This is a genomic window from Streptomyces sp. NPDC006393 (assembly GCF_040628575.1).
Lineage (GTDB): Bacteria > Actinomycetota > Actinomycetes > Streptomycetales > Streptomycetaceae > Streptomyces.
In genome coordinates this window covers 1-23561 of record NZ_JBEXZD010000024.1, presented here as the reverse complement: position 1 = coordinate 23561, position 23561 = coordinate 1, and the positions used below count along the sequence as shown (strand labels likewise).

General features: G+C 71.0%; 20 protein-coding genes and 1 pseudogene. 18 read left to right on the top strand and 3 right to left on the bottom strand.

Annotated features, from left to right (window positions below; genetic code table 11):
• The first annotated feature begins 25 nt into the window (after positions 1-25).
• The 4 genes from ABZ484_RS13270 to serA all read left to right on the top strand — a co-directional run bounded on the left by ABZ484_RS13270 (position 26) and on the right by serA (position 5419).
• Positions 26-1876 (top strand): acetolactate synthase large subunit, encoded by a 1851-nt coding sequence (locus ABZ484_RS13270; RefSeq protein ID WP_358865986.1) that lies wholly within the window; start codon positions 26-28, stop codon positions 1874-1876.
• Between the two features lie 34 nt (positions 1877-1910).
• Positions 1911-2438, top strand: a complete 528-nt coding sequence (gene ilvN / locus ABZ484_RS13265) for an acetolactate synthase small subunit (RefSeq protein WP_030179423.1) — start codon at positions 1911-1913, stop codon at positions 2436-2438.
• A 119-nt stretch (positions 2439-2557) separates the two neighbouring features.
• A complete protein-coding gene (ilvC, locus tag ABZ484_RS13260; RefSeq protein ID WP_358865985.1) occupies positions 2558-3556 on the top strand; it encodes a ketol-acid reductoisomerase in 999 nt (332 codons plus the stop codon).
• Between the two features lie 273 nt (positions 3557-3829).
• Positions 3830-5419 (top strand): phosphoglycerate dehydrogenase, encoded by a 1590-nt coding sequence (gene serA / locus ABZ484_RS13255; RefSeq protein WP_358865984.1) that lies wholly within the window; start codon positions 3830-3832, stop codon positions 5417-5419.
• Positions 5420-5513: 94 nt separating this feature from the next.
• On the opposite strand, the gene ABZ484_RS13250 is transcribed toward serA, so the two are convergent.
• Entirely contained in the window at positions 5514-7085 is a 1572-nt protein-coding gene (locus ABZ484_RS13250; protein WP_358865983.1) for an MFS transporter, read from the bottom strand.
• A 97-nt stretch (positions 7086-7182) separates the two neighbouring features.
• Here ABZ484_RS13250 and ABZ484_RS13245 point away from each other — a divergent pair, with 97 nt between their 5' ends.
• Positions 7183-7770 (top strand): TetR/AcrR family transcriptional regulator, encoded by a 588-nt coding sequence (locus tag ABZ484_RS13245; RefSeq protein WP_358865982.1) that lies wholly within the window; start codon positions 7183-7185, stop codon positions 7768-7770.
• Here ABZ484_RS13245 and ABZ484_RS13240 read toward each other — a convergent pair.
• Positions 7767-8957: a helix-turn-helix domain-containing protein gene (locus ABZ484_RS13240; protein WP_358865981.1), complete on the bottom strand. Its 1191-nt coding sequence runs from the start codon at positions 8955-8957 to the stop codon at positions 7767-7769. The genes ABZ484_RS13245 and ABZ484_RS13240 overlap by 4 nt on opposite strands.
• A gap of 162 nt (positions 8958-9119) precedes the next feature.
• Between ABZ484_RS13240 and ABZ484_RS13235 the strand changes: the two genes are divergently transcribed.
• The 6 genes from ABZ484_RS13235 to ABZ484_RS13210 all read left to right on the top strand — a co-directional run bounded on the left by ABZ484_RS13235 (position 9120) and on the right by ABZ484_RS13210 (position 15169).
• The gene (locus ABZ484_RS13235) at positions 9120-10046 is read left to right on the top strand and encodes a proline dehydrogenase family protein (RefSeq protein ID WP_358865980.1); all 927 of its coding nucleotides are present in this window, start codon (positions 9120-9122) and stop codon (positions 10044-10046) included.
• A gap of 51 nt (positions 10047-10097) precedes the next feature.
• Positions 10098-11729 carry an L-glutamate gamma-semialdehyde dehydrogenase gene (gene pruA, locus ABZ484_RS13230; RefSeq protein WP_358865979.1) on the top strand — a complete coding sequence of 544 codons (1632 nt, stop codon included), beginning with the start codon at positions 10098-10100 and terminating at the stop codon, positions 11727-11729.
• Between the two features lie 196 nt (positions 11730-11925).
• Positions 11926-12381, top strand: coding sequence for a GNAT family N-acetyltransferase (locus ABZ484_RS13225; RefSeq protein WP_358865978.1), 456 nt, complete (start codon positions 11926-11928; stop codon positions 12379-12381).
• 192 nt (positions 12382-12573) lie between these two features.
• Complete coding sequence (locus tag ABZ484_RS13220) at positions 12574-12705, top strand: hypothetical protein (protein ID WP_107473529.1); 132 nt, start codon at positions 12574-12576, stop codon at positions 12703-12705.
• A gap of 76 nt (positions 12706-12781) precedes the next feature.
• On the top strand, positions 12782-13825 hold the full coding sequence (locus ABZ484_RS13215; RefSeq protein ID WP_358865977.1) for a 3-isopropylmalate dehydrogenase: 1044 nt from the start codon (positions 12782-12784) through the stop codon (positions 13823-13825).
• Positions 13826-14080: 255 nt separating this feature from the next.
• The gene (locus ABZ484_RS13210) at positions 14081-15169 is read left to right on the top strand and encodes a branched-chain amino acid aminotransferase (protein WP_358865976.1); all 1089 of its coding nucleotides are present in this window, start codon (positions 14081-14083) and stop codon (positions 15167-15169) included.
• A gap of 15 nt (positions 15170-15184) precedes the next feature.
• Here ABZ484_RS13210 and ABZ484_RS13205 read toward each other — a convergent pair whose 3' ends face one another.
• Positions 15185-16627, bottom strand: coding sequence for a cytosine permease (locus tag ABZ484_RS13205; protein WP_358865975.1), 1443 nt, complete (start codon positions 16625-16627; stop codon positions 15185-15187).
• Between the two features lie 153 nt (positions 16628-16780).
• Between ABZ484_RS13205 and ureA the strand changes: the two genes are divergently transcribed.
• The 7 genes and pseudogenes from ureA to ABZ484_RS13170 all read left to right on the top strand — a co-directional run.
• Positions 16781-17578, top strand: a complete 798-nt coding sequence (gene ureA, locus ABZ484_RS13200) for an urease subunit gamma (RefSeq protein WP_358865974.1) — start codon at positions 16781-16783, stop codon at positions 17576-17578.
• Entirely contained in the window at positions 17575-19296 is a 1722-nt protein-coding gene (locus tag ABZ484_RS13195; RefSeq protein WP_358865973.1) for an urease subunit alpha, read from the top strand. Before ureA ends, ABZ484_RS13195 begins: the two co-directional genes overlap by 4 nt.
• 9 nt (positions 19297-19305) lie before the next feature.
• Entirely contained in the window at positions 19306-20349 is a 1044-nt protein-coding gene (locus ABZ484_RS13190) for an agmatine deiminase family protein (protein ID WP_358865972.1), read from the top strand.
• A 26-nt stretch (positions 20350-20375) separates the two neighbouring features.
• On the top strand, positions 20376-20753 hold the full coding sequence (locus tag ABZ484_RS13185) for a hypothetical protein (protein WP_358865971.1): 378 nt from the start codon (positions 20376-20378) through the stop codon (positions 20751-20753).
• A complete protein-coding gene (locus tag ABZ484_RS13180; RefSeq protein WP_358865970.1) occupies positions 20750-21349 on the top strand; it encodes a TetR/AcrR family transcriptional regulator in 600 nt (199 codons plus the stop codon). Before ABZ484_RS13185 ends, ABZ484_RS13180 begins: the two co-directional genes overlap by 4 nt.
• Positions 21350-21406: 57 nt before the next feature.
• A complete protein-coding gene (locus tag ABZ484_RS13175; RefSeq protein ID WP_358865969.1) occupies positions 21407-22708 on the top strand; it encodes an MFS transporter in 1302 nt (433 codons plus the stop codon).
• Between the two features lie 283 nt (positions 22709-22991).
• Positions 22992-23561: pseudogene (locus ABZ484_RS13170) on the top strand (citramalate synthase); the annotation flags it as partial.

Below are 23561 nucleotides of genomic sequence, written 5' to 3'. Positions count from 1 at the left end.
CCTCAGCATCGAGAAGAGAATGCCGATGACCGAGCAGGCCTCCGGGGCCCACCATCCGCAGCCGCGGCCCCGTTCCTCAGGACAGCAGTCCGCGCCCGTCGAGCACGTCACGGGTGCGCAGTCCCTCATCCGCTCTCTCGAGGAGGTCGGCGCCGACACCGTATTCGGCATTCCCGGCGGCACGATCCTTCCGGCGTACGACCCGCTGATGGACTCCGGCCGCGTGCGTCACGTCCTGGTCCGGCACGAGCAGGGCGCCGGCCACGCCGCCACCGGCTACGCGCAGGCCACCGGCAAGGTGGGCGTCTGCATGGCGACCTCGGGCCCCGGCGCCACCAACCTGGTCACCCCGATCGCCGACGCCAACATGGACTCCGTGCCGCTGGTCGCGATCACCGGGCAGGTGGTGTCCTCGTCGATCGGCACGGACGCCTTCCAGGAGGCGGACATCGTCGGCATCACGATGCCGATCACCAAGCACAGCTTCCTGGTCACCAAGGCCGAGGACATCCCCCGGGTGATCGCGCAGGCGTTCCACATCGCCTCCACCGGCCGCCCGGGGCCGGTCCTGGTCGACATCCCCAAGGACATCCTCCAGAAGAAGACCACCTTCTCCTGGCCGCCGGTCATGGACCTGCCCGGCTACCGCCCGGTCACCAAGCCGCACGCCAAGCAGATCCGGGAGGCGGCCAAGCTCATCACCGCCGCGAAGCGCCCCGTGCTCTACGTCGGCGGCGGCGTGCTCAAGGCCCGGGCCACCGCCGAGCTGAAGGTCCTCGCCGAACTCACCGGAGCGCCCGTCACCACCACCCTGATGGCGCTCGGCGCATTCCCCGACAGCCACCCGCTGCACGTGGGAATGCCGGGCATGCACGGTGCGGTCACCGCCGTCACCGCGCTGCAGAAGGCCGACCTGATCGTCGCCCTCGGAGCCCGCTTCGACGACCGCGTCACCGGCAGGCTGGACAGCTTCGCCCCGTACGCCAAGATCGTCCACGCCGACATCGACCCCGCCGAGATCGGCAAGAACCGCGCCGCCGACGTGCCGATCGTCGGCGACGCCCGCGAGGTCATCGCCGACCTGATCCAGGCCGTCCAGAAGGAGCACAGCGAGGGCCAGAAGGGCGACTACAGCGCCTGGTGGAAGGACCTCAGCCGCTGGCGCGACACCTACCCGCTCGGCTACGACCAGCCCGAGGACGGCTCGCTCTCCCCGCAGCAGGTCATCGAGCGCATCGGACAGCTCGCCCCCGAGGGCACGATCTTCGCGGCGGGCGTCGGCCAGCACCAGATGTGGGCCGCGCACTTCATCCAGTACGACAAGCCCGCCACCTGGCTGAACTCCGGCGGCGCCGGAACCATGGGCTACGCCGTCCCGGCCGCCATGGGCGCCAAGGCCGGACAGCCCGAGCGGACCGTCTGGGCGATCGACGGCGACGGCTGCTTCCAGATGACCAACCAGGAGCTGACCACCTGCGCCCTGAACAACATCCCGATCAAGGTCGCCGTCATCAACAACGGGGCCCTCGGGATGGTCCGCCAGTGGCAGACCCTGTTCTACAACCAGCGGTACTCCAACACGGTCCTGCACTCCGGTCCGGAGGACGTCAACCCCGAGGCCAGGGGCACCCGGGTCCCCGACTTCGTGAAGCTTTCGGAGGCCATGGGCTGCTACGCGATCCGCTGCGAGCGGCCCGAGGACCTGGACAAGGTCATCGAGGAGGCCAACTCCATCAACGACCGCCCGGTCGTCGTGGACTTCATCGTCCACGAGGACGCGATGGTCTGGCCCATGGTCGCCGCCGGCACCTCCAACGACGAGATCATGGCCGCCCGTGACGTCCGCCCCGACTTCGGCGACAACGAGGACGACTGAGAGCCACCGAGGACTTCAGGAAGGTACGACCGTCATGTCCACCAAGCACACGCTCTCGGTCCTGGTCGAGAACACCCCCGGCATCCTCGCCCGGATCGCCGCCCTGTTCTCCCGCCGCGGCTTCAACATCGACTCGCTCGCCGTCGGCGTCACCGAGCACCCGGACATCTCCCGCATCACCATCGTGGTGAGCGTCGAGGACCTGCCGCTGGAACAGGTGACCAAGCAGCTCAACAAGCTCGTCAACGTGCTCAAGATCGTCGAGCTGGAGCCGTCCCAGGCGGTGCAGCGCGAACTCGTCCTGGTGAAGGTGCGCGCCGACAACGAGACGCGCTCCCAGATCGTCGAGATCGTCCAGCTGTTCCGCGCCAAGACCGTCGACGTCTCCCCGGACGCGGTGACCGTCGAGGCCACCGGGTCCAGCGACAAGCTGTCGGCCATGCTCAAGATGCTGGAGCCGTTCGGCATCAAGGAGCTGGTCCAGTCCGGCACGATCGCGATCGGCCGCGGCGCCCGCTCGATCACGGACCGGTCGCTGCGCGCCCTTGACCGGTCGGCTTAGCGGCGTATTCGGGCGGTCGGGGGACACCGGCCGCCCGGATACCGAGACCCCCGAACCTCCCGTCCCCTCACCGGCATACGGTGGGACGCACAACCTGCACACCAAGGAGAGAACCCAAAGTGGCCGAGCTGTTCTACGACGCTGACGCCGACCTGTCCATCATCCAGGGCCGCAAGGTCGCGGTCATCGGCTATGGCAGCCAGGGCCACGCCCACGCCCTGTCGCTGCGCGACTCCGGCGTCGACGTCCGGGTCGGTCTGCACGAGGGCTCGAAGTCCAAGGCCAAGGCCGAGGAGCAGGGCCTGCGCGTGGTCACCCCGGCGGAGGCCGCCGCCGAGGCCGACGTCATCATGATCCTGGTCCCGGACCCGATCCAGGCCCAGGTCTACGAGGAGTCCATCGCCCCCAACCTGAAGGACGGCGACGCGCTGTTCTTCGGCCACGGCCTGAACATCCGCTACGGCTTCATCAAGCCCCCGGCCGGCGTCGACGTCTGCATGGTCGCGCCGAAGGGCCCGGGCCACCTGGTGCGCCGTCAGTACGAGGAGGGCCGCGGCGTCCCGTGCATCGTGGCCGTCGAGCAGGACGCCTCCGGCAGCGCCTTCGCGCTGGCCCTGTCCTACGCCAAGGGCATCGGCGGCACCCGCGCCGGCGTCATCAAGACCACCTTCACCGAGGAGACCGAGACCGACCTGTTCGGTGAGCAGGCCGTGCTGTGCGGCGGCACCGCCGCCCTGGTGAAGGCCGGCTTCGAGACCCTGGTCGAGGCGGGCTACCAGCCGGAGATCGCCTACTTCGAGTGCCTGCACGAGCTGAAGCTGATCGTCGACCTCATGTACGAGGGCGGCCTGGAGAAGATGCGCTGGTCGATCTCCGAGACCGCCGAGTGGGGCGACTACGTCACCGGCCCGCGCATCATCACCGACGCCACCAAGGCCGAGATGAAGAAGGTCCTGGCCGAGATCCAGGACGGCTCGTTCGCCAGGAACTGGATGGACGAGTACCACGGCGGCCTGAAGAAGTACAACGAGTACAAGAAGCAGGACTCCGAGCACCTGCTGGAGACCACCGGCAAGGAGCTGCGCAAGCTCATGAGCTGGGTGAACGAGGAGGCGTAGGCCTCATGCCGGAGGCCGGGGCGAGGAACGCCCCGGCCTCTTCGGCGGACCGGGGGTAACGTCGGAGTCACGGTGGACTCGCGGCGTTGTCCACCCCGTCCAGCCACGGACGGGTGATCCTTCCGCAGCGGCGCAATGCGGCGCACGTGGCGCCACTACACTGCTGCACAACAACGCGTCAGGCCCACAGCGTCGTGCGTCTTCCACGCGGCTAGCACCCCTCCGCCAGCGGCCGTCGGGACGGCCGTCCGCATTGGACTTGTGAGGACTCACGTGAGCTCGAAACCCGTCGTACTCATCGCTGAAGAGCTGTCGCCCGCCACCGTCGACGCGCTCGGCCCGGACTTCGAGATCCGGCACTGCAACGGCGCCGACCGTGCCGAACTGCTCCCCGCCATCGCCGACGTGGACGCGATCCTGATCCGCTCGGCCACCAAGGTCGACGCGGAGGCGATCGCCGCGGCGAACAGGCTCAAGGTCGTCGCCCGCGCCGGCGTCGGCCTGGACAACGTCGACGTCTCCGCCGCCACCAAGGCCGGCGTGATGGTCGTCAACGCCCCGACCTCCAACATCGTGACCGCCGCCGAGCTCGCCTGCGGCCTCATCCTCGCCACCGCCCGCAACATCCCGCAGGCCAACGCCGCGCTGAAGAACGGCGAGTGGAAGCGCAGCAAGTACACGGGTGTGGAGCTGGCCGAGAAGACCCTCGGAGTCGTCGGCCTCGGCCGCATCGGCGCCCTGGTCGCCCAGCGCATGTCCGCCTTCGGCATGAAGGTCGTCGCCTACGACCCCTACGTGCAGCCCGCGCGGGCCGCGCAGATGGGCGTCAAGGTGCTGACCCTGGACGAGCTGCTGGAGGTCTCCGACTTCATCACCGTCCACCTCCCGAAGACCCCCGAGACCCTCGGCCTGATCGGCGACGAGGCGCTGCGCAAGGTCAAGCCGAGCGTGCGTATCGTCAACGCCGCGCGCGGCGGGATCGTCGACGAGGAGGCGCTGTACTCGGCGCTCAAGGAGGGCCGGGTCGCGGGAGCGGGCCTGGACGTGTACGCCAAGGAGCCGTGCACGGACTCCCCGCTGTTCGAGTTCGACCAGGTGGTCTGCACCCCGCACCTGGGCGCCTCCACCGACGAGGCCCAGGAGAAGGCGGGCATCGCCGTGGCCAGGTCCGTGCGCCTCGCGCTGGCCGGTGAGCTGGTGCCGGACGCGGTGAACGTCCAGGGCGGTGTCATCGCCGAGGACGTCAAGCCGGGCCTGCCGCTCGCCGAGCGCCTCGGCCGCATCTTCACCGCCCTCGCGGGCGAGGTCGCGGTCCGCCTCGACGTCGAGGTCTACGGCGAGATCACCCAGCACGACGTGAAGGTGCTGGAGCTCTCCGCGCTCAAGGGCGTCTTCGAGGACGTCGTCGACGAGACGGTGTCCTACGTCAACGCCCCGCTGTTCGCGCAGGAGCGCGGTGTCGAGGTCCGCCTGACCACCAGCTCCGAGTCGGCCGACCACCGCAACGTCGTCACCGTGCGCGGCACCCTCGCCGACGGCGAGGAGGTCTCGGTCTCCGGCACGCTGGCCGGCCCGAAGCACGTCCAGAAGATCGTCGCGGTCGGCGACTACGACGTGGACCTGGCGCTCGCCGAGCACATGGTCGTCCTGCGCTACGAGGACCGTCCCGGTGTCGTCGGCACCGTAGGCCGCGTCATCGGCGAGGCCGGCATCAACATCGCGGGCATGCAGGTCGCCCGCTCGACGGCGGGCGGCGAGGCGCTGGCGGTGCTGACCGTCGACGACACGGTGCCGGCCAACGTCCTTTCCGAGGTCGCCGCGGAGATCGGCGCGACGTCGGCTCGTTCGGTGAACCTCGTGTAGGTGGCCGCACCTGAACCAGGTTGCCGTACTGAACGCCGGGCGGGCTACGTGAGGTAGCCCGCCCGGCGTTTTCGCGTACGGTCCATGGCCGCCCTCAGGCCACCGCCTCCACGGTCTCGGCCGCCTCCGCCTCCGCCTCCGACGCCGGCGCGGTCTCCCGCACGTGAACCCGGCGCAGGGTCGTCGCCGCCGCGATCGCCGCGGCGACCAGCACCGCCGCGGCCGCGATCGCCGCGCCCCGCATCCCGTCGGTGAAGGCCTCGCGTGCCGCCGTCACCAGGGTCTCGCCCGCCCGCCCCGGGAGCTGTCCGGCGACGGCGAGCGCACCGCCGAGGGTCTCGTGGGCGGGGGCCGGGGCGGCGGACGGGATCTCGTGGCGGTAGATCGCCGTACCGATGGAGCCGAGCACCGCCATGCCGAGCGCGCCGCCGAACTCCTGGCCGGTCTCCAGCAGGGACGAGGCCGTGCCCGCCCGCTCCACCGGGGCCGCGCCCAGCGCCAGGTCGGTCATCTGGGACATCACCATCACGATGCCGGAGGCCAGGACGCCGCACGCGACCAGCACCAGCACCAGCGAGTCCGTGCCGGCCAGGGCGAGCATCGCGTAGCCGGCCGCGGCGATCGCGAAGCCCGCGGCGACGACGTAGGCCCGGTTGACGCCCTTCTGTACCAGCTGCGTCGCCACCGGGGCCGCCATCCCGATCGGCACCGAGGGCAGCAGCGCCCACAGGGCGGCCTCCAGCGCGCTCTTGCCGAGCACCGACTGCAGATACTGCGTGGTGAAGAAGGCCGAGCCCATCATCGCGAACGCGGAGACGAGGTTCAGGACGATCGCGGGGGCGAAGCCGCGGCCGCGGAACAGGGCCGGGGAGATCATCGGGGCGGCCGCCCTGCGCTGGCGGTGGACGAAGAGCGCCGCGAAGAGCAGGCCGACGGTGATCGAGACGACGTAGAGCGGGCGCACTCCCTCGGAGGGGATCTCCTTCAGGCCGTAGACCACCGGGAGCACCGCCGCCATCGACAGCGGCACGCTGAGCAGGTCGAAGCGGCCGGGCTCGGGGTTCTTCGACTCGGGCAGCAGGACCGGGCCCAGCACCAGCAGCAGCACCATCGCGGGCAGGTTGACCAGGAAGACCGAGCCCCACCAGAAGTACTGCACCAGGACGCCGCTGAGCACCGACCCGAGCGCGATGCCGCCGGTCATCACACCGGACCAGATGCCGATGGCCTTCGCCCGCTGTCCGGGGTCGGCGAACATCGTGCGGACCAGCGCCATCGTCGAGGGCATCAGGGTGGCGCCGCCGATGCCGAGGACCGCGCGGGCGGCGATCAGGGTCTCGGCGCTGTTCGCGTACGCGGCCGCCAGCGAGGCGGCACCGAAGGCGGCGGCCCCGATCAGCAGCAGCCGGCGGCGGCCGATGCGGTCGCCGAGCGAGCCCATCGTCATCAGCAGTCCGGCCAGGACGAACGCGTAGATGTCGAAGATCCACAGCTGCTGGGTGCCGCTCGGCTCGAGGTCCGCGCTGATCGCGGGGATCGCGAAGTAGAGGACCGAGACGTCCATCGAGACCAGCAGCAGCGGCAGCATCAGCACGCCGAGGGCGGTCCATTCACGGCGGCCGGCACGGGCGGCCGCGGTCGGGGTGGTGCTCGTCGGGTTCGTCATGGCAGTGACTGTACGGGCGTCTTAAACGCTTGTCTAGTACGGGCGTATAAATCAGCCGTCTAGGACAGCCGTATGAATCCGGAGTAGGGTGAAGGACATGGGACACCGTGAGGATCTGCTCGAGGGCGCCAAGCGCTGCCTGCTGGAGAAGGGCTTCGTGCGCACCACGGCGCGCGACATCGTCAAGGAGTCGGGGACCAACCTCGCCTCGATCGGCTATCACTACGGCTCGAAGGACGCACTGCTGGCGCAGGCATACGTCTCGCTGGTCGAGGACATGTCCGGCGCGTTCGCCGGGGACGCGGGCGCCGGGACAGAGGCCGCACCGGGCTCTGTCGAACGCTTCCAGGAAGTGTGGTCGAACGTCATCGCCACGATGCGGGACCCCGGCTCGTTCTGGCGGCTCAGCGCGGAGATCGTGGTCATGGGCGACCAGCTCCCCGAGGTGCGCGACCATCTCGCGCAGGCCCAGCGGGAAGGCTCGCGCGGCTTTGTCGCGCTGCTGACGGGTGCGCGCGAGGAGGACATCCCGGAGGACGTCGTCGACACCCTCGGCGCCTTCTACACGGTCCTCATGACGGGCCTGATCTCCCTGTGGACCTTCGACCCGAAGAGCGCCCCGAGCGCCGAACAGCTCACCGAGGGCCTGCGCCGGGTGATCGCCGGAGCCACGGGGAACTCCTAGAGGCGCGCCGCCTTCAGCGCCATGTGCAGCAGCAGCCGGTCCTCGCCGTCGTCCAGGTCCAGGCCGGTCAGCTGCTCCACCCGGGACAGCCGGTAGTAGAGGGTCTGGCGGTGGATGCCCAGCTCGGCGGCGGCCCGGCCGGCCTGGCCCGCGCAGTCCAGGAAGACCTCGGCGGTGCGGGCCAGCTCCTGGTGGGCGGGGGAGAGCAGGGCGCGCGCGGCGGGGTCCTGCGCGGCCTGCGGCGGCAGCGCGGTGAGCAGGCGGAACGGGCCGATCGACGCCCACTCGGCGACCGGACCGAGGCGCGGCTCCGCCAGCGCGGCCCGCGCGGCGGCCGAGGCCTCCGCCCAGGCACTGCCCAGCTCGGCCAGCCCCGTCCGGCCGGCGGCGATCCCACCGGCCACCGCGCCCCCGCCCGCCCGTTCCAGCAGCCGCGTCGCCGCCGACACCGCCGGGGTCAGCGTGTCCGTCGAGCGCAGCCGCACCAGCAGCGCCAGGCACTGGGCCGTGGCACCCCAGGGCACCGCGCACAGCGCCGTCGCGCCCGGCAGGGTGCGCACCGAGGGGGCGTCGTCCGGGTCCGCCGAGGGCCAGGGGGCCACGCACACCATCGTGTGCGGCCCGTCCGCGCGCACACCCAGGGCCGTACGCAGCTCCGCTACCGCCGCATCCCGCGGCCAGCCCCGTTCGGCGGTCAGCACGGCGCGCAGCTCCCGGGTGAGATCGGCGCCGTGCTGCGCCTCGTCCGCCAGCAGCGCGCCGATCCGCGCGGTCACCCGCATGGCCGCCGCCAGCTGCTGCTCGGTCGGCCCCGGATCGTCGTCCAGGAGCCAGACGTAACCGAGGACGACACCCCGATGGCGCACCGGAAGGCAGATCCGCCCCCGGTACACGCCCGCCTCGGGGGTCGGCGGGATCCTGACCGGGCCCGTGGCCCGGGTGATGCCGAAACCCTCGAACCAGCGGCGGACCGCTGCCGTGGAGCGGCGGGTGAGGATCGAACGGGTGCGCACCGGGTCCAGGGCCGAGGGATCCAGGTCCTCCTCGCTGGTGTAGGCGCCGAAGGCGATCAGCACGAAGTCCCGGTTCTCCAGCGTGGCCGGCGCGCCGAGCAGCTCCGAGATCTCGTCGACCAGCTCCTGGTAGTCACCTTTGTAATCGGCCGTCACTCGGGCATTCTCCCTCATTTCCGCAGGCCCTTCATACATCTGTCTGAGATCGGGTCCACGGATGCGTGACAGCTGTCGATGGCAGACGATCGGAGGGATCCTTAACTTTCACGGTGGTTCTCCGTGCCGTCCCCGAATGGTCGGGTTTCGGCCTTCTTTGACCTGTTGTGGAGGTGCCCCGTGCTGGGTCCCGTGATTCTTGCCGCGTCGCGCAGCGACCGGATGCGACGCCTGATCTCGGCGGCCCCGGTGACCAAGCAGGTCGTCGACCGCTTCATCCCCGGCGAGAGCGTGGACCACGTCGTCCCCATCATCGAGGACCTGACCGGCCGGGGCCTGGAGCTGACCATGGACGTGGTCGGCGAGGACATCACCACTCCCGAGCAGGCCTCTGCCGCCCGCGACGCCTACCTGCTGCTGATCGACCGCCTCAAGGACCTGGAGCTCGGCCCGAAGGTCGAGATGTCGGTGAAGCTGTCCATGTTCGGCCAGACGCTGCCCGGCGGTCACGAGCTGGCGCTCGCCAACGTCCGTCCGGTCGTCGAGGCCGCGGCCGCCATCGGCACCACGGTCACGCTGGACGCGGAGGACCACACCACCCTCGACTCGATGTTCGCCATCCACGAGGAGCTGCGGAAGGACTTCCCGCAGACCGGCTGCGTCATCCAGGCCTACCTCTTCCGCACCGAGGCCGACGCGCGCCGCCTCGCCGCTTGCGGCAGCCGCGTACGGTTGGTGAAGGGCGCCTACAAGGAGCCCGCCGAGGTCGCGTACCAGAACAAGCATGAGATCGACAAGGCGTACGTCCGGATCCTGCGCACCCTCATGGAGGGCGACGGCTACCCGATGGTCGGGTCCCACGACCCGCGTCTGATCTCCATCGCGCAGGAGCTGGCCCGCACGGCCGGACGCAAGCTCGACGAGTACGAGTTCCAGATGCTGTACGGCATCCGCGGCGACGAGCACCTGCGGCTGGCCGCCGAGGGCCACCGGATGCGCGTCTACACCGCCTACGGCACCGACTGGTACGGCTACTTCATGCGGCGCCTGGCGGAGAAGCCGGCGAACCTGCGCTTCTTCCTCCGCTCGATGGTCAGCAAGGGCTGAGCCCGCACCCCACGCCCGACCCACCGCTCAAGTCAAGGAGTTACGGAACCCATGGACGCTGTGACCCAGGTCCCCACGCCCGTCAACGAGCCGGTGCACGGCTACGCCCCCGGCTCGCCCGAACGCGCCCGGCTGGAGGCCAAGCTCAAGGAGCTGGCCGAGAACCCGGTCGACCTGCCCTGCACCATCGGTGGCGAGAAGCGCATGGGCGGCGGTGAGGCCTTCGAGGTCGTCCAGCCGCACAACCACAAGGCCGTCCTCGGCACCTACCGCAACGCGAGCAAGCAGGACGCCCAGGACGCCATCGACGCGGCCCTGGCCGCGGCCCCGGCCTGGCGCGCGATGTCCTTCGACGACCGTGCCGCGATCATCCTGCGCGCCGCCGAGCTGCTGGCCGGCCCGTGGCGCGAGACGATCGCCGCCTCCACCATGCTCGGCCAGTCCAAGACCGCCCAGCAGGCCGAGATCGACAGCCCCTGCGAGCTGGTCGACTTCTGGCGCTTCAACGTCCACTACGCCCGCCAGATCCTGGCCGAGCAGCCCCCGGCCAACTCCCCGGGCGTGTGGAACCGCATGGACCACCGTCCGCTGGAGGGCTTCGTCTACGCGATCACGCCGTTCAACTTCTCGGCGATCGCGGCCAACCTGCCGACCGCGCCCGCGCTGATGGGCAACGTGGTGATCTGGAAGCCGTCCCCGACCCAGACCCACGCGGCCGTCCTGCTCATGAAGCTGCTGGAGGAGGCGGGCCTGCCCAAGGGCGTCATCAACCTCCTCACCGGTGACGGCATCGAGGTCTCCGAGGTCGCCCTGAACCACCGCGACCTGGCCGGCATCCACTTCACCGGTTCGACCAAGACCTTCCAGTACCTGTGGAAGACGGTCGGCAACAACATCGAGAAGTACCGCTCCTACCCGCGTCTGGTCGGCGAGACCGGCGGCAAGGACTTCGTGGTGGCCCACCCGAGCGCGGACCGCGCGGTGCTGAAGACCGCCCTGACCCGCGGCGCCTTCGAGTACCAGGGCCAGAAGTGCTCGGCCACCTCCCGGGCGTACATCCCGGCCTCCATCTGGAACTCCGGTTTCAAGGAGGAGTTCGCCGCCGAGGTCGACTACCTGACCATGGGTGACGTCACCGACCTGTCGAACTTCATCGGCGCCGTCATCGACGAGCGCTCCTTCGCGAAGAACAAGGCCGCGATCGACCGGGCCAAGGCGGACCCGGCCTGCACGATCGTCGCGGGCGGCACCTACGACGACTCGGTCGGCTACTTCGTCCGCCCGACCGTCATCGAGTGCACCGACCCGGAGAACGAGGTCTTCACGACCGAGTACTTCGGCCCGATCCTCGCCGTCCACGTCTACGAGGACGACCGGTACGACGAGATGCTGACCCAGATGGAGTCGGTGTCGGACTACGCCCTCACGGGTTCGGTCATCGCGGGCGACCGCGCCGCGGCGGCGTACACGATGGAGAAGCTGCGCTACGCGGCCGGCAACTTCTACATCAACGACAAGTCGACCGGCGCCGTGGTCGGCCAGCAGCCCTTCGGCGGCGGTCGCGCCTCCGGCACCAACGACAAGGCCGGCGCCCCGCAGAACCTGATGCGCTGGACCCTGACCCGCGCCATCAAGGAGACCCTGGTCCCGCCGACCGACTACACCTACCCGCACATGGGCTGACCCCCGGGCGGAACCCGCGAACCCCGCCCCCGGTCCGGAAGCACCCCTCCGGCCGGGGGCGGTGCCATGTCCCAAAGCCCCGCGGGGGACCGGCCGCAAGTCCCGCGGGAGACCGGCCGCAAGCCCCGCGGGAGACCGGCCGCGCCGTCCCGTCCTGCTCTCCCGCTTCCCTCGCCTCCATCCGGATACCGGTCCGATGGCCGCCGAGATCCGTACCGCGCACACCGCCGAGCTCGTCCCCGGTGAACTCCGGGCCGTCCGGGCCCTGCTGTACGACGCCTTCGACGGCGACTTCGGGGACGAGGACTGGGACCACACGCTGGGCGGTCTGCACGCCCTCGGGTACGAGGGGCACGGGCTCGCGGCGCACGGTGCCGTGGTCATGCGACGGGTGCGGCACCGCGGGCGCCGGCTGCGGATCGGCTGTGTGGAGGGGGTGGCCGTACGGCCCGACGTGCGTCGCACCGGACTCGGCGGACGGATCACGGCCGCCCTGGAAGGGGTCGTGACCCGCGCCTACGCCTTCGGTGCCCTGTCCGCGAGCGACGACGGCGCGCGGCTGTACGCGGCCCGGGGCCGGCAGCGGGTGAGAACCCCAGGTCAGAGCCGTGTGGCCGGAGCGGCCGTCTCAGATAGTAGGAAGTCCGAGTAATTGTGGAGACAGGCGCGCCGTCCTCGCATAGCTTTGTAGAAGCCGAACGTCACCGCTCGATCCAGCGAATGGCGGTCGTGAGCCGGGCCCTGTGCAGGACACCCCTGCGGCGCCGCTCCCCGCCCACTCCGGCGTCTCGTAAATCCCTCCGCCTGCGCGCGCTCCGCGCTTTCCCGAAGGAGTCGATTCACCATGGCCGAGACGACCGTCCGCCGCCGCGTCCGTCACGTCACCCGCATGAGCGAGTCCGACCGCAAGAACGCCGCCGCCGCCCTCCAGCGCGCTCTCGACCGCCGCGACAACGGGGGCGAGACCGGCCACTGAGCAGGCTCACCTCGGCCGCCGGTCCATATGGCGGACGTCGTGTGTCATCTCTCGGGACGAGGAGTAGGGTGCCGACATGTCTCGCAGCATCGATCTCGCAGTGATTCCCGGTGACGGCATCGGCCAGGAAGTCGTGGCCGAGGGTCTGAAGGTCCTGACCGCCGTCCTCCCGCAGGATGTGAAGCTGGAGACCAGGGAGTACGACTTCGGCGCCCGGCGCTACCACGCCACCGGTGAGCCCCTCACCGACGCCGACCTCGAGGCCCTGAAGGCGCACGACGCCATCCTGCTCGGTGCCATCGGCGACCCGTCGGTGCCGTCCGGCGTCCTGGAGCGCGGCTTCCTGCTCAAGCTCCGCTTCGCCTTCGACCACCACGTCAACCTGCGCCCGAGCAAGCTCCTGCCGGGTGTTGCCACCCCGCTGGCCGGCGACCCGAAGATCGACTTCGTCGTCGTCCGCGAGGGCACCGAGGGCCCGTACACGGGCAACGGCGGCACCATCCGCAAGGGCACCGAGCACGAGGTCGCCACCGAGGTCTCCGTGAACACGGCCTTCGGTGTCGAGCGCGTGGTCCGCGACGCCTTCGCCCGCGCCCAGGCCCGCCCCCGCAAGAAGCTCACGCTGGTCCACAAGAACAACGTCCTGACCTTCGCGGGACACCTGTGGACCAACATCTTCAACAAGGTGGCCGAGGACTACCCCGAGGTCACCACCGAGTACATCCACGTCGACGCGGCCACCATCTACCTGGTCACCCAGCCCGAGCGCTTCGACGTCATCGTCACCGACAACCTCTTCGGCGACATCATCACCGACCTCGCCGCGGCCGTCTCCGGCGGCATCGGCGTCGCGGCCTCCGGCAACATCAACCCGAGCCGCGAGTTCCCGTCCATGTTCGAGCCGGTCCACGGCTCGGCCCCGGACATCGCAGGCCAGGGCAAGGCCGACCCGACCGCCACGGTCCTCTCCGTCGCCCTGCTGCTGCGCCACCTCGGCTACGACGCGGAGGCGACCCGGATCGAGGACGCCGTCTCCGCCGACCTCGCGGAGCGCGGTGGGCTGCCCGCGCGCAGCACCTCCGAGATCGGTGACGCGCTCGCCGTACGAGTAGCCGGCTGACCCCGCCGCGCCACTCGAAGAACCTTCGAAGCCGTCGGGTCGCATCCGGGCCCGGCGGCTTCCCCATGCCCGCCGCCGGGTGCCACCATCGAATCCTGGGTCGTATTCACCCCGTTTCCTTCCATCGCAGGCCCCGCGCGATAATCGAACGCGGAGCCGCGACATGAGGGAATGCTCGGACGTCCTAGCACCGGCCACTGGCCGTGCGGGCGTGAGCGCGGCCCGTCACTACAACCCGGTGAAGGACACTCACTCATGACGACGCCCACGATCGAGCTCAAGCCCTCGGCCAACCCGCTCTCCGACGCGGAGCGCGAGGCGATCCTGACCAACCCCGGGTTCGGCCGCCACTTCACCGACCACATGGTGACGATCAGGTGGACCGAGGGCCGGGGCTGGCACGACGGCCAGCTCGTTCCGTACGCGCCGATCCCCCTCGACCCCGCCACCCACGTCCTGCACTACGCGCAGGAGATCTTCGAGGGCCTGAAGGCCTACCGCCGGCCCGACGGCTCGGTCGCCACCTTCCGCCCGGAGAAGAACGCCCTGCGCTTCCAGGCGTCCTCCCGCCGTCTGGCCATGCCCGAGCTGCCCGTCGAGACGTTCATCGAGGCCTGTGACGCCCTGGTCCAGCAGGACAAGGCGTGGGTGCCGGCGCACGGCGGCGAGGAGTCCCTCTACCTGCGTCCGTTCATGATCTCCACCGAGGTCGGGCTGGGTGTCAAGCCCGCCAACGAGTACCTGTTCATCGTGATCGCCTCCCCGGCCGGCGCCTACTTCCCCGGTGGCGTGAAGCCCGTCTCCATCTGGGCCTCCGAGGACCGCGTCCGCGCCGTCCCCGGCGGCGTGGGCGACGCCAAGACCGGCGGCAACTACGCGGCCTCCCTGCTGGCCCAGGCCGAGGCCGCCGCCCAGGGCTGCGACCAGGTCTGCTACCTCGACGCCGTGGAGCACAAGTGGGTCGAGGAACTCGGCGGCATGAACCTGTACTTCGTCTACGGCGACAAGATCGTCACCCCGTCGCTCAGCGGCTCGATCCTGGAGGGCGTCACCCGCGACTCCCTGCTCGCCGTCGCCCGTGACCTCGGCTACCAGGCCGAGGAGGCCCGCGTCTCCGTCGACCAGTGGCAGCGCGACTCGGAGAACGGCACGCTGACCGAGGTCTTCGCCTGCGGCACGGCGGCCGTGATCACCCCGGTCGGCACGGTCAAGCGCGCGGGCGCCGAGTGGAAGCAGTCGGGCGGAGAGCCCGGCGAGGTCACGATGCGGCTCCGCCAGGCTCTCCTGGACATCCAGCGCGGCATCACCGAGGACAAGCACGGCTGGATGCACGAGCTGGGCTGATCCTCAGCCGCCGGGTCAGGTCTCCTGACGGACGGCCGGGGCCACCGTGGACTCCTCGTCCACGGTGGCCCCCTCGCGTTCCCGTCCGGCCGTCAGCAGCAGGTAGACCGCGCCGCCGACCGCGCCCGAGAGCAGGAAGCTGCAGTCCACACCGCCGGTCAGCCGCAGCAGCGGACCCTGGTACGACGGCAGGGACACCGCCAGCAGACCGACCACGGCGCCCACCGCCCAGGAGACGGTCGCCCGCACGTTCCAGCCGGCCCGGTACCAGTAGATCCCGCCCCGCGAGCGGCGGTTGAAGACCTGGAGGGCGTCGGCGTCGTAGACACCGCGGCAGCGGGCGAAGCCGATGAGCGTGATGACGGCCCACGGGGTGCCGATCGCGGTCAGCAGCAGCACGAAGGACGTCATCGCCGACTGGGCGTTCCAGGCGTAGTGGCCGACGAAGACGCAGACCGTGGCGACGACGGCGACCGTGTAGGTGGCCCGGGCGCGCGAGGCGCGCGGCAGGATCGCGTCCAGGTCCAGGCCCATCGAGTACAGCATCAGACCCGCGTTGCCGACCGAGCCGGCCGAGGCGGACAGCAGCAGCGGGACCAGGTACCAGGTGGGGGAGGCCTCGACCAGCGGCCCGGCGTAGTCCAGGGCGGCGCGGGCGCCGTAGGCCGTGAAGGTGCCGAACAGCTGCGGGACGAGCAGGCCCAGGATCAGGCCGAGCCAGGTGGCGTGCAGCACCCGGCGGGAGGAGTGGCGGCGGGGGGAGATGTAACGGGTGTAGTCGCCCAGCAGGGTGATGAAGGCGATCGGGCCGGACAGGCCCGCGGCCACCGTGGCGAGGAACCACGTCGGCCAGAACCCGCCCAGCAGATAGCCGCCGGCCTCCGGCAGCGCGGCGGTGGAGAAGTGCGGCGCGTAGGCGATCACGCCGAGGGCCAGCAGCGCCGTCATGCCGATCGCGAGGACACGGGACATGGCGAGCAGCACCCGGTAGCCGTAGACAGCGCCCGCGACGGTAGCCGCGGCGAGCAGCGTGTAGACGACGGCGTACGACAGCCCGGTCGGCGTCAGCCCGAACAGCCGGTGCAGGACGCTCACCATCACGTCGCCGCCGATCCACACCGTCAGCGCGGTGTAGCCGAGGGCGAGGAGCAGCCCGACCACCGAGCCGACCAGCCGGCCCCGCACACCGAACTGGGCGCCGGAGGACGTGGACAGGTTGGTGGCGGTGCGCAGCGAGACCAGCGCCAGCGGGGCCGTGAACAGCGTGCCGACCGCGGTGCCCACCACGATCGAGCTGAGCGAGCCCCACCAGTCCAGCCCGAAGGACGGAGGCAGCCAGCCGAAGATGATCACACCGAGGCACAGATTGGATCCGAGCAGGATCGACACCAGATCGCGCGGACCACTGGTCCGTTCCTCCTCGGGGATGGTGTCGACTCCGCGCTGTTCTATCGGCATGGCTCGCGTCTCCTTCGACTGCCGCCTGACGGTTTGAGCGACGTTCAATGTGACGTGGACGTCGCTGTGGCGTCAACCGTCAATCTTCCGCAGCACTGGATTTCACGTTTAGAGTGTTGCTCTAATCCGTGCAAGGCAAGGAGGTGCCGCCGCGTGAGACTGACCCCCACGGAGCGTGACCGGCTGCTGCTCTTCGGAGCCGCCGAGCTGGCCCGCGCCCGCAAGGCCCGCGGCCTGCGGCTCAACGTGCCGGAGGCCACCGCCCTGATCGCCGACACCGTCTGCGAGGCCGCCCGCGACGGCGCCCGGCTCGCCGAGGCGGTCGAGCGCGCCCGTGCGGTGCTCGGCCCGGACGATGTCCTCCCGGGCGTCGCGGACGTGGTCACCGAGGTCCACGTCGAGGCCGTCTTCGACGACGGCTCACGGCTCGCGGTGGTCACCGACCCCATCGCGGGCGGCTCGCTGGGCGAGCAGGGCCCCGGAGCGCTGCTGCCCGGACCGCGGCACGCCGAGCCCGAGCCGGCCGTGTGCCTCACGGTCACCAACACGGCGTCCGTTCCGGTGTCGGTCACCTCCCACTTCCACTTCTTCGAGGCCAACCCGCGGCTGGACTTCGACCGCGCGGCCGCCTACGGGATGCGGCTGGCCGTGCCCGCCGGGTCCTCGGTCCGGTTCGGGCCGGGGGAGAGCGCCGAGGTCGGTCTCGTGCCGATCGGCGGGAAGCGGATCGCCGTCGGCTTCGCGGGTCTCGTCGACGGCCCGCTGGACGCGCCGGGCGCGAAGCAGGAGGCCCTGCGCCGGGCCGCGGCCTGCGGATACCTCGGCGTACCGGAGAACACCGAGCCGGAGAACAGCGAGCAGGCGAACACGGCGCCGGAGAACACGGAGCCGGAGAACAGCGAGCAGGCGAACACGGCGCCGGAGAACACCGAGCAGGAGGTCGCGCGATGAGCCGCCCCGGAGGCCACCCGGCCGAAGCCCGTCGGCTCACGCCGTACGAGTACGCCGCCACCCACGGCCCGCGCGCCGGCGACCGCATCCGCCTCGGCGACTCCGGGCTGGTCGTGCGCGTGGAGTCCGACGCCCAGAAGTACGGCGACGAGTTCCTCGCCGGGTTCGGCAAGACCGCCCGCGACGGCCTGCACCTGAAGGCGGCGGCCGTCCGCGACACCTGCGACGTCGTCATCAGCAACGTCGTCGTGATCGACGCGGTGCAGGGCATCCGCAAGGTGTCCATCGGCATCCGCGAGGGGCGGGTCTGCGCGATCGGGCGGGCCGGCAACCCCGACACGCTCGACGGCGTGGACGTGGTCGTCGGCACGGGTACGTCCATCGTCTCCGGCGAGGGGCTCATCGCCACCGCGGGCGCCGTGGACACCCACGTCCACCTGCTGTCGCCGCGCATCATGGAGGCCTCGCTCGCCTCCGGCGTGACCACGATCATCGGCCAGGAGTTCGGGCCGGTGTGGGGCGTGGGCGTCAACTCGCCGTGGGCCCTGAAGCACGCGTTCGGCGCCTTCGACGCCTGGCCGGTCAACATCGGCTTCCTGGGCCGGGGATCCTCCTCCCACGAGGCGCCGCTCATCGAGGCCCTGGCCGAGGGCGGCGCGAGCGGCTTCAAGGTGCACGAGGACATGGGCGCCCACACCCGTGCCCTGGACACCGCCCTGCGCGTCGCCGAGGAGCACGACGTCCAGGTGGCCCTGCACAGCGACGGCCTGAACGAGTGCCTGTCGGTGGAGGACACCCTGCGCGTCCTCGAGGGCCGTACGATCCACGCCTTCCACATCGAGGGCTGCGGCGGCGGACACGTCCCCAACGTGCTGAAGATGGCCGGGGTGCCGAACGTCATCGGCTCCTCCACCAACCCCACCCTGCCCTTCGGCCGGGACGCGGTCGCCGAGCACTACGGCATGATCGTCTCCGTCCACGACCTGAAGACCGACCTGCCCGGCGACGCCGCCATGGCCCGCGACCGCATCCGGGCCGGCACCATGGGCGCCGAGGACGTCCTGCACGATCTGGGCGCCATCGGCATCACCTCCTCCGACGCCCAGGGCATGGGCCGGGCCGGCGAGACCGTGCGCCGTACCTTCGCGATGGCCGGGAAGATGAAGGCGGAGCTGGGCCCGCTGGAGGGGGACGGCGAGGGCGACGACAACGCGCGCGTGCTGCGCTACATGGCCAAGCTGACCATCAACCCGGCCATCGCGCACGGACTGGCCCACGAGGTCGGCTCCATCGAGGTCGGCAAGCTCGCCGACATCGTGCTGTGGCGACCGGAGTACTTCGGCGCCAAGCCGCAGCTCGTCCTCAAGGCGGGCTTCCCGGCCTACGGCGTCGTCGGTGACCCCAATGCGGCCACCGACACCTGCGAACCCCTGGTGCTCGGACCGCAGTTCGGCGCGCACGGCGCCACCCCCGCCGACATCTCGGTGGCCTTCGTCGCGCAGGCCGCGGTGGACCAGGGCCACGACACGATGCCCACCCGGCGCCGCCGGGTCGCCGTGCGCGGCACCCGCGGCATCGGCCCGGCCGACCTGCGCCTGAACTCCCGCACCGGAGCGGTCGACGTCGACCGGCGCACCGGCCTGGTCACCCTCGACGGCGACCCGCTGCGCTCCGAGCCCGCCGACTCCGTCTCCCTCAACCGCCTCTACTTCCTCTGAGGATCCCTGATGAACACCCCCGCCGCCGACGGCTTCCGCATGCCCGCCGAGTGGACGCCGCACGAGCGCACCTGGATGGCGTGGCCGGGCCCCAACCCGACCTTCGACACCCCCGAGGACCTGGCCGCCTCCCGTGCCGCCTGGGCGTCGGTCGCCCGCGCCGTCCGTCGCTTCGAACCGGTCACCGTGGTGTGCGGCCCCGGCCAGTCGGCCGAGGCACGTGCCCTGCTCGGCGACGACGTCGAGACCGTGGAACGCGACCTCGACGACGCCTGGATGCGCGACATCGGCCCCACCTTCCTCACCGACGGGCACGGTGAACTGGCCGCGGTCGACTGGACGTTCAACGGCTGGGGCGCGCAGGACTGGGCCCGCTGGGAGCACGACGCCAAGATCGGCGCCTACGTCTCGGACCTCGCGGGTGCGAGGACGTACGCCTCGCAGCTCGTCAACGAGGGCGGCGCGATCCACGTCGACGGCGAGGGCACGGTCCTGTTGACGGAGACCGTCCAGCTCGGCCCCGAACGCAACCCGCACTGGACCAAGGAGCAGGTCGAGGCGGAGATCCACGCCCACCTCGGCACCCGCAAGGCCATCTGGCTCCCGCGCGGCCTGACCGGCGACTACCCTCCCTACGGCTACGGCACCCTCGGCCACGTCGACATCGTCGCCGCCTTCGCCCGCCCCGGCGTCGTCGTCGCCCACCACCAGCCGGACCCGGCCCACCCCGACCACGAGGTCACCGGGGAGGTCATCGGCATCCTGAAGTCGGCGACCGACGCCCGGGGCCGCAGCCTGGAGGTCGTGGAGGTCCCCGCCCCGACCGTGCTGGAGGCCGACGGCCACTGGGCCGACTACTCCTACATCAACCACTACCTCTGCAACGGCGGAGTCGTCCTGTGCGGCTTCGACGATCCGCGCGACGAGATCGCCGCCGGCATCTTCCGCCGCCTCTTCCCCGAGCGGACGGTGACCCTGGTGGACGCGCGGACGATCTTCGCGGGCGGGGGCGGCATCCACTGCATCACCCAGCAGCAGCCGAAGGTCCGGTGAGGCGGGCGCTCCGGTAGAACATACGGGTGGATGTACTGCTCTGCGCCGCGTGCGGTCGCACGCTGACCCGGCCCGTCCGGCTTCTGCCCGGCCTTCCCGAGTCCCCGGCCCGGGACGGGCTGCCCGCCCCCGACGGGCTGCGGCGGGCCCCGGCGCGCATGCCGCGCGGGACCTACGCCGCCGACCCGCTGCCGCTCGACGCCGCCGGACTCGACGACCGTCCCGACCGGCACCGGCACATCGGCGGCTGCGGCCCCTGCGGTGAGCACGGCGCCGACCGGCTGTGCCCGTGCGGCGCCGAGGTGGCGATCATGGCCGGCGACCGCACGACCGACCACGAGATCCGCTTCGTCCCTGAGAGCGTCCGTGTGACGACCGCGCCCGCCGCGGAGGGCACCGCATGACGCGCCGCCGCACCCCCGCCCCGCCCCGCGAGGAGGTCCTCGCCGCGGCCATGGACATGATCGCCGAGCGGGGGCTGGAGAAGCTCACCATGGCGGGGCTCGGCCGGGAGGTCGGCATGAGCAGCGGCCACCTGCTCTACTACTTCCACTCCAAGGACGAGCTGCTGCTGCGGACCCTGGAGTGGAGCGAGGGCAGACTGGGCGCCGAGCGCGGCCGGCTGCTGGCCCGCCCCGGGACCGCGCGGGAACGCCTGTCCGCGTACGTCGACCTGTACGTCCCCGACGGTCACCGTGATCCGCACTGGACCCTGTGGCTGGAGGTGTGGAACCGCTCGCAGAACGCGGACGACGACGCGCGCGCCCGGCAGGCCGCCATCGAGCGGGCGTGGCACCGCGACCTGGTCGCGCTGATCGCCGAGGGCGTCTCGCGCGGTGAGTTCCGCCCGGTCGACGCGGACCGCTTCGCGGCGCGGTTGCGTGCGCTGCTGGACGGTTTCTCCATCCACGTCGCCATCGGGTTGCGGGGGACCGACCGTGACCAAGTGCTCGGGCATGTGCGGGAGTTCCTCGACGAAGGCCTGGCCGCGATCTCCTGACGGCGCGGGCGCCGAGAAGAGGAATCCTTTCCTCCGTCGCCGGGCATGTACCGCCCCATGGGACGAGAGCACTGGAAGAAGATCTGGATCGGTTCGGCCGGCAACATGGTGGAGTGGTACGACTGGTTCGTCTACGCCAGTTTCGCCACCTACTTCGCCGGGGCGTTCTTCCCGCACGGGAACCCCACCGCCCAGATGATGAACACCGCGGGCATCTTCGCCGTCGGCTTCTTCATGCGGCCGGTGGGCGGCTGGCTGCTCGGCCGGGTGGGTGACCGGCGGGGCCGCAAGGCGGCGCTGACGCTGACCGTCACCCTCATGTCGGCGTCCGCCGTCCTCATCGCCGTCGCGCCGACGTACGCGGTCGCCGGATACGGGGGCGCGCTGGTGCTGCTTCTCGCCCGGCTGCTCCAAGGGCTGTCGGTGGGCGGCGAGTACGCGGCCAGCGCGACCTACCTCACCGAGGCCTCCGACCCCCGCCGGCGCGGCTTCGCCTCCAGCTTCCAGTACGTGTCCATGACCGCCGGCCAGATCATCGGTCTCGGCCTGCAGATCGTGCTCCAGCGCACCATGTCCGACACCGCCCTGCACAGCTACGGCTGGCGCATCCCCTTCGTCGTCGGCGCGCTCGGCGCGGCCGTGATCTTCTACCTGCGGCGCAGCATGCTGGAGAGCGAGGTGTACGAGGCCGACGCCACCGGAAGCGAGGAGCGGGGCACCCTGCGGGCGCTGTGGGCGCACAAGCGGGAGGCGCTGCTGGTGATGGCCCTGACCATGGGCGGCACGGTGGCCTACTACACGTACACCACCTATCTGACGAAGTACCTGTCCAACTCCGCGGGCCTGCCCAAGCGGACCGCGACCCTGGTCTCCTTCACCGCGCTGATCGTCTTCGCCTGCCTCCAGCCGCTGGCCGGCCGGCTGTCCGACCGGATCGGCCGCCGCCCGCTGCTGATCACCTTCGCGCTCGGCTCGACCTTCCTGACCGTGCCGATCATGACGCTGCTGGGGCACGCGGGCGGCTTCTGGCCGGCGCTCGGGCTGTCCCTGCTGGCGCTGGTCGTGGTCACCGGCTACACCTCCATCAACGCCTGCGTGAAGGCCGAACTGTTCCCGACCGGCGTGCGCGCCCTCGGCGTGGCCCTCCCGTACGCCCTCGCCAACGCCCTGTTCGGCGGCACGGCGGAGTACGTCGCCCTCTGGTTCAAGAACGCCGGCGCCGAGTCCGGATTCTTCTGGTACGTGGCGGCCTGCGCGGCCGTCTCCCTCGTGGTGTACGTCACCATGCGGGAGACGAAGGACCTGGATCTGACCCGGGTGAAGACCGCACCGGAGTCCAGGCTCACGCCCGCATCCTGAGACGGCGGTGAGCACGGGGGCGCAACTGTGCCAAACTGCCCCCGTGCTCTCGTTCGCCATGATTATTGGCAGCAGGCGCGCCGGTCCGCAGTGACCGCCACGTACGACCAGGTACGGGCGGCCACCGTCGTCCTCGACCCGCGCGCAGACCTCTCGCACCCGCGAGGGGTTTTTCGTTTTCCTGGCCCACCTTCAGCCGGGAGCGAAGCGCGAGGGAGTATTGGGGGGATGGTGGAGCCGGTCATTCCGGTACGACCGAGATCCCACACAGGAGCCTTGAGACATGTCCGAAACCAGCCGGCTGGACGATTCGTTCCACGTCTTCGACACCACCCTGCGCGACGGCGCGCAGCGCGAGGGCATCAACCTGACCGTCGCGGACAAGCTGGCCATCGCCCGGCACCTGGACGACTTCGGCGTGGGCTTCATCGAGGGCGGCTGGCCCGGCGCGAACCCCCGCGACACGGAGTTCTTCGCCCGCGCCCGGCAGGAGATCGACTTCCACCACGCCCAGCTGGTCGCCTTCGGCGCCACCCGCCGAGCCGGCGCCAGGGCCGCCGAGGACCTTCAGGTCAGGGCGCTCCTCGAGTCGGGTGCCCCGGTGATCACGCTGGTCGCCAAGTCGCACGACCGGCATGTGGAGCTGGCGCTGCGCACGACGCTCGAAGAGAACCTGGAGATGGTCCGCGACACCGTCTCCCACCTGCGCGCCCAGGGCCGCCGGGTCTTCGTCGACTGCGAGCACTTCTTCGACGGCTACCGCGCCAACCCCGAGTACGCCAAGTCGGTGGTCCGGGCCGCCTCCGAGGCCGGCGCCGACGTGGTGATCCTGTGCGACACCAACGGCGGCATG